Source organism: Burkholderia sp. 9779_493 (assembly GCF_015712215.1).
In the GTDB taxonomy this organism is placed as follows: Bacteria; Pseudomonadota; Gammaproteobacteria; order Burkholderiales; family Burkholderiaceae; genus Burkholderia; species Burkholderia cenocepacia.
Genome location: NZ_JACCQA010000081.1, coordinates 1 through 6,251, shown reverse-complemented (window position 1 = coordinate 6,251; position 6,251 = coordinate 1). Strand labels below are relative to the sequence as shown.

General features: G+C 70.1%; 7 protein-coding genes. 4 read left to right on the top strand and 3 right to left on the bottom strand.

Features of this window, described 5'->3' with window-relative positions:
- The first annotated feature begins 143 nt into the window (after window positions 1–143).
- Together H0X95_RS35470 and H0X95_RS36345 are read left to right on the top strand one after the other, a co-directional pair.
- Window positions 144–584, top strand: a complete 441-nt coding sequence (locus H0X95_RS35470) for a MarR family winged helix-turn-helix transcriptional regulator (protein ID WP_006484698.1) — start codon at window positions 144–146, stop codon at window positions 582–584.
- A 56-nt stretch (window positions 585–640) separates the two neighbouring features.
- Complete coding sequence (locus H0X95_RS36345) at window positions 641–1,711, top strand: tetratricopeptide repeat protein (RefSeq protein ID WP_059723201.1); 1,071 nt, start codon at window positions 641–643, stop codon at window positions 1,709–1,711.
- Between the two features lie 56 nt (window positions 1,712–1,767).
- Here H0X95_RS36345 and H0X95_RS35460 read toward each other — a convergent pair whose 3' ends face one another.
- Window positions 1,768–2,265, bottom strand: a complete 498-nt coding sequence (locus tag H0X95_RS35460) for a DUF2938 domain-containing protein (protein WP_006495066.1) — start codon at window positions 2,263–2,265, stop codon at window positions 1,768–1,770.
- Between the two features lie 139 nt (window positions 2,266–2,404).
- Between H0X95_RS35460 and H0X95_RS35455 the strand changes: the two genes are divergently transcribed.
- Window positions 2,405–2,833, top strand: coding sequence for a helix-turn-helix domain-containing protein (locus tag H0X95_RS35455; RefSeq protein WP_006495065.1), 429 nt, complete (start codon window positions 2,405–2,407; stop codon window positions 2,831–2,833).
- A gap of 154 nt (window positions 2,834–2,987) precedes the next feature.
- Here H0X95_RS35455 and H0X95_RS35450 read toward each other — a convergent pair whose 3' ends face one another.
- Both H0X95_RS35450 and H0X95_RS35445 read right to left on the bottom strand, forming a co-directional pair.
- Entirely contained in the window at window positions 2,988–3,869 is an 882-nt protein-coding gene (locus H0X95_RS35450) for a helix-hairpin-helix domain-containing protein (protein WP_059723204.1), read from the bottom strand.
- Between the two features lie 182 nt (window positions 3,870–4,051).
- A complete protein-coding gene (locus H0X95_RS35445) occupies window positions 4,052–5,578 on the bottom strand; it encodes a sigma-70 family RNA polymerase sigma factor (protein WP_006484701.1) in 1,527 nt (508 codons plus the stop codon).
- A gap of 297 nt (window positions 5,579–5,875) precedes the next feature.
- On the opposite strand from H0X95_RS35445, the gene H0X95_RS35440 reads away from it, so the two are divergent.
- Complete coding sequence (locus H0X95_RS35440; protein WP_196446426.1) at window positions 5,876–6,238, top strand: hypothetical protein; 363 nt, start codon at window positions 5,876–5,878, stop codon at window positions 6,236–6,238.
- The last annotated feature ends 13 nt before the right edge of the window (window positions 6,239–6,251 follow it).

Genomic DNA, 6,251 nt, shown 5'->3' with positions numbered 1-6,251 from the left:
GGGTTCAAGCGGGTGTCTCCGTGGAGCGGTCGCCGTGGGCGGCGATCCGGTATGGCGCAAATTATAAGCACGCTTATTATATAGCCGCTTATCGCCAGGTCGGGAGCCGCGAGCCGGTTCCGGCTTGACCCTATAATCGCCGCATGGACAAGACCTATGAGAACCGGATCGGTTACCTGATCGCCGACGTGGCGCGCCTGAACGGGCGTCTGTTCGACCGGCGCGCGAAGCGCATCGGGCTGACGCGGGCGCAAAGCCGCGTGCTCGCGTACCTGACGTGGAAGGGCGAGATGAACCAGGCGCGGCTCGCCGAATGGCTCGAGATCACGCCGATCTCGCTCACGCGGCTGCTCGACCGGATGGAAAGCTATGGCTGGATCGAACGCATGGCGAACGACGACGACCGCCGTGCGTTCGTGATCCGGTTGACCGACAAGTCGCGCGAGATCTTTCCGCAGATGCTGGAAGTGGGCGATACCGTCGCCGACGACGGCCTGCGCGGCTTCACGCCCGACGAGCGCGAGACGCTGGTGCGGCTGCTCGGGCGCGTGCGGCGCAACCTGATCGACTGCGGCGGCGAATGACGCGGGCGCCCGGTCGGGCGCACCGCTTGCAACCACAAAAAAGAGAACACCGAGAGATGATCCAGGCCCGACGAATCGGCCGGAAGGCCGGTATTGCGATCCTGATCGCGCTCGCAGTCGCACTGATCCTCGGGATCGGCATCGTCTGGCTCGGGCACGACGATGCGCCCGCGGCCTTTGACGCGGCGATGGAGAAGGCGAAGCGCGGCGACCTGGACGGCGAATTCGACGTCGCGCTGATGTACGAGCACGGCGACGGCGTCGAGCAGAATCCCGCCGAAGCCGCGAAATGGTATCGGCGGGCCGCCGACCAGGGCGATGCGGCCTCGCAGAACAACCTCGGCACGCTGTACGAAACCGGCGTCGGCGTCGAGCAAAGCCGGGCGGAGGCCGTGAACTGGTATCGGCGTGCGGCCGCACAGGGCCACGGCAATGCGTTGTGCAATCTCGGTCGCGCATACGAGCACGGCGAAGGCGCGCCGCAGGATAGTGCGGAAGCAGTGCGGCTTTACCGGCGTGCGGCCGAACAGGGCCTGCCCAGGGGGCAACTGTATCTGGGGTTGATGTACGACGCCGGGACCGGCGTGCCGCAGGATGCCGCGGAAGCCGCCAAATGGTATCGACGCGCGGCGGATCAGGGCGATCCGCAGGCGCAGAACGCCCTCGGCTACCTGTACGACAGCGGGCGCGGCGTGAAGCAGAGCGACACCGACGCATTCAACTGGTATCGACTCGCCGCGGAGCAGGGCTACGCGAACGCGCAGAACAATCTCGGGCTGATGTACGAGAGCGGGCAGGGCGTGCGCCAGGACGACGCCGAAGCGGTGAAATGGTATCGGCTGGCCGCGGCCCAGGGTGTCGCGACCTCGCTGTTCCGGCTGGGCGTGCAGTACTACTCGGGTGGCGGTGCCGGGCACGATCCGATCGCCGCGAACGCGCTGCTGGGCCTGGCTGCCGCCGCCGGCGAGACGCGCGCTCAGGCGTACCTCGATCAGGGCGCGAAGCTCACCGCGCCGGCCGATATCGAGAAGGCCGCCCGGCTAAGGGCCGAGATGAGCCGGCCGGGCAACCTGCTCGACGCGCTCGATCGCTACGAGGACACGGCGCAGCGCGGCGACGGCGGCTGATCTCGTCGGTTTGCTGGAGACGGACAGGCGCGGCTGGGGATACGCCGGTGCGCAGCTCAACGGGTCAGCGCCGCGAGCAGGTACGCCGCGAGATACAGCCCCACCCCGTACGACAGATGCGTGACGAGGCTGCGCCGGCGCGCGACGCCCGGTTGCGGCGTGCGCGACGCCGCGATGCCGAAGCCGAACGCCGGCTGCATCACGAAGAACGGGGCGACCACGCTTGCGAGTCCGGCGACGAGTGCGGGGAGCGGCGTCGGCGCATCGATCCACGTCGGGCCGGCGATCAGCACGGGCAGTGCCGCGAACGCGATGCCGATCGCGTAATGCGCGATCCAGCCGAGCGCGCGTTCGCCGGCCACGGGGGCAGCGGCGCTGATCGACGCATGGCGGAACCGGCCGTGCGTCATGTGGCCGAGCCAGCGGCCGACCAGCGCGTAGTCGAGCGACGGAATGCCGAACGCACGCCGTCGGAACAGCGTCCACAGGTCCATCAGGAGCGTGGCGCCCGCGCCGATCAACAGCAGCTTGAGCAGGACGTCGGACGGGCTCATCGCGCACCTCCGCAGCGAACGATGACGGCGATGCGGCACGGCGGAATGCGACGCGGGTTCAACGGTTTCATGGCGGTCCGGCTTGTCTTTATGGAGTCGAGCGACTATCTTGCAACTTCAAGTGAACTTGAGGTCAAGCATGAGCCGACTGGACATTGCGGACGTCGCGCGGCGCACGGGATTGCCCGCATCGACGCTGCGCTACTACGAGGAAAAAGGGTTGATCGTTCCGATCGGCCGGCACGGGCTGCGGCGGCAATACGACGAATCGGTGCTGGAGCGCCTGGCGCTGATCGCGCTCGGGCGGGAGGCCGGTTTCTCGCTCGACGACATCCTCGCGATGGTCGGCGCGCAGGGGCGGCCCGCGATCGACCGCGCGAAGCTCGACGGCAAGGCCGACGAGCTCGACCGCACGATCCGCCGTCTCGGTGCGGTGCGCGATGCGCTGCGGCATGCGGCCGTGTGCCCGGCGGCGAACCATCTCGAATGCCCGTCGTTCCAGAAGCTGTTGCGCATTGCCGCGCATCGTCATCCGGCGCGCCGTGCGAAGGCGGAAGGCGCCGCGTAGCGGCGAGCCTGCGCGAGGCGGGCGGTTCGGTAGCCATGCGACGGAAGGGTGGTGACGTGGTGACGTGGCGGGTTCGACGTACGTGCCGAATCGCGAGACGGCGCTGCCGGTCCGTGCCGCCTTCGACGTCAGCGAAGCGCTGCCGACGCCCGACTCATCCCGCGTAATACACGCGGCATTCCATCTCGCGCCCGCGCACGATCCGCTTGCCGACGAGCGCGCCGTACGTTTCGGTGAACACGGTGCGCTGGTGCTCGCATTGCACCGCGTCGTAGAAATAGAGCGAGACCCAGTCGGTCGGGCGGCCGGCTTCCGGCGTACGCATTGCGGCATGCTGGCTCAGCACCGTGAAATGCCAGCCGCCTTTCGTCATGTGCATCACCGGCGGCGGCACGTAACCGTCCGCGTTCAGGCGCCGGTGCGCGAGCGTCGGCAGTACGCCGGCGGCCGCCTTGTTGCGGTACTGGCGATCGATGTAAAGCAGCAGTTCGACGGGCGGCTCCGTGCCGGGGCCGGCGCTTTGCATGTGGCCTTGCCAGCGGCGGCGCCGGCTCAGCACGTCGTCGAGCGCGGCGCGGATGCCGACCGCGCGCCGCGGGCCGACGCCCGCGATCGTCTCGAGCTGGCCGTTGCGGGCCGCGCGTTCGAGCTCCTCCAGCGTGTCGATGTGCAGCGCGTCATGAATGCGCAGCGCGAGCGCGTGGCCGATGCCCGGCACCGCTTCGAATGCGGACACGCGTTCGGCGTCGCCGCGCAAGCGGTCGAGCTGCCGCCAGCGTCCCGTGACCAGCAGCTCGGCGATCGCCTGCGCGACGCCCGTGCCGATGTCGGGCAGCGCGTCGAGCGCCTCGACGCCGCCGGCGTCGAATACGCTGCGGATGTCGCGGTCGAGCGCGTCGACCGTATCGGCCGCGGCGCGGTAAGCGGCGACCCGGTACGGGTTCGCACCCTGGTCGACGAGCCATTGCGCGGCCTCGCGCAGGCAGGCCGCGACAAGCTGGTTTTCCTCGTACGTCTGGCTGACGGTCGACTGCATGGCAAGGGACCCGGAAAGCACAAACGGAATGGACGCGGCGAGCGATGCGCCGGTCGGCTGTCAATCATTGTCGCGACGCGCGATGAAGAAAACTTGATGCGCGTCAATGGCAAACGTAACACAGGCACGCAGCGCACGGTCGTGCCGGAACGCGGCATGACCGTGCACCGCACGCGATGCGGTTACGCGTCGAGAAACGACTGCGCGTTCTCGGCCTCGGCGGCCGTGCGCAGCGCGGCGAGCGCCCGTTTCTCGATCTGTCGCACGCGCTCGCGCGACATCCCCGCATCCTGCGCGATCGCGTCGTAGGTGTCGGGCTCGGCGCCGCCGAGGCCGAACCGCCGGCGCAGCACGTCGGCCTCGGTCGGCGTGACCGACCGCAGCAGCGACCGCACGCAGTCGCGCATGCGCGTGTCGGCCAGTTGCTCGAACGGGCTGGCCGATGCCTGATCCTCGATCAGTTCCACGAGGCCGGTGTCCGCGTCCGGCAGCGGCGTGTCGAGCGAGACCGGCTCGGCGGGCAGCGCGAGCACCGCGCGCAGCTTGTCTTCGGCGAGGCCGGTTTCGGCCGCGAGCTCGGCCGGCGTGGCGCGGCGGCCCGTGCGCTGCCGAAAGCGCAGCGCATGCCGCTGCACGCGCTGGTACTGGTCGCCGACGTGCACCGGCACGCGGATCGTACGCGAGCGATCCGCGACCGCGCGCGCGATCGCCTGGCGAATCCACCAGGTCGCATAGGTCGAGAACTTGAACCCGCGCCGGTATTCGAATTTCTCGATCGCGCGCATCAGGCCGAGGCAGCCGTCCTGCACGAGGTCGGACAGGTCGACGCCGCGGTTCAGGTACTTGCGCGCGATCGACAGCACGAGCCGCAGGTTCGCCTCGAGCATCGCCCGCGTCGCGTCGCGCACCTTCTGCTGGCCGTCGCTCAGCGCGGCAGCAAGCGCGCGCCGTGCAACCGCATCGAAGCACGCCGCGTCGCCTGCCGACGGATCATGCGGGGCGGCCGCGAGCGCGCGCACGACACGGCTCGCGTCGTCGACGGCCGGCGCGACCCACGCGAGCGAACCGAGCAGCGCGGCCACGTGGTTGCGTGCGTCGCGGTATTCGGCCGAACGGGTGCCATGCGCATGCACTGCCTCGCGCAGCGCCGACGCCGCTGCCTGCAGCGTGTCGTAGCGGGCGGGCACGGGCGCGTCGGCGTCGTCGTCATCGGGCGAGCCGGTCGTGCCCGTCGCGCGATGACGCTCGAGCAGCGCGTCGACCGCGGGCGGATAGCCGGCGATCGCGTGCAGCACCTGATGGCGGCCCGTCTCGATCTCGCGGGCGAGCACGATTTCGCCTTCGCGCGTGAGCAGCGGCACCGCGTGCATGCGCCGCATGTAGAGCGCGAGCGGATCGGTCGACGCGCTCGTGCCGCGCGCGAGGTCGCCGAGCATGGCCCGGCCTTCGTCGAGCGCGTCGCGGTCGACCTCGACCGGCGCCGCGCCGGCGAACGGCGCGGGCACGGCCGGCTCGTCGAGTACCGCGATGCCGATGTCGGCCAGCGCGGCGCGCACGACATCGAGCGCGTCGGGGCTGTCGCTTTCGGGCGGCAGCGCGTCGACGAGGTCGGCGTGCGTCAGATAGCCCTGCTCGCCGGCGAGCGCCAGCAGCTGGATGATCGGATCGAGCGGTGTGTCCGCCCGGGGAGTGGGGCGTGGCGTAGTCATGTCGATGGCGGCGCGAGCCGCGTTCCTGTCTGGGGCGGGCCGAAGCTCGCCGGTTTGCGGTTGCCGGTGGGTCGCGGACGCCCGTCCGCGCCGGTCAGCCGACATCGTTCAAGTTGAGGGCATTTGCGCCAACTTCAACGCCGGCGCCGCGGACGGGCCAGCACGCGGCGTGCCCGCTCCGCCATCCAGGGCAGGAAACAAAAAGTAACGGATCATACGCGCGGAAATCTGCAGGGGACGTAAGCTAGAGTCAGGCGCGCGCCCGGCGGCGACGCGCGGATTCTGCCGGAGTACGAGATGAACCCGATTTCCGCCGCGAGGCCCGCCGTCGTCGCGCTGGCCGCCCTGGCGCTTGGCGGCTGCTACTACACGAGCCCGTACGGTTATGCACCTTATTACGCGCCGGTGCCCGCCACGGTGACGCAGCGCGAGATTCCGGCCGCACCGACCGCGCCCGGCCCGGCCGCGTCGACCGTGCCCCAGGCAGAGGTCGACGTCGGCCCGGCAGTGCCCGTGTATGTCGCGCCGGCCTACGTGCCGCCGCCGTATCCGTACGCTTACCCGGCGTACTACTCCGGCTGGTACGGGCCGCCCGTGACGATCGGCTTCTGGGGCCGCTGGGGTGGCGGCTACTGGGGCGGCCCGTACCAGCCGGAGTAGTACGCCGGGTAAG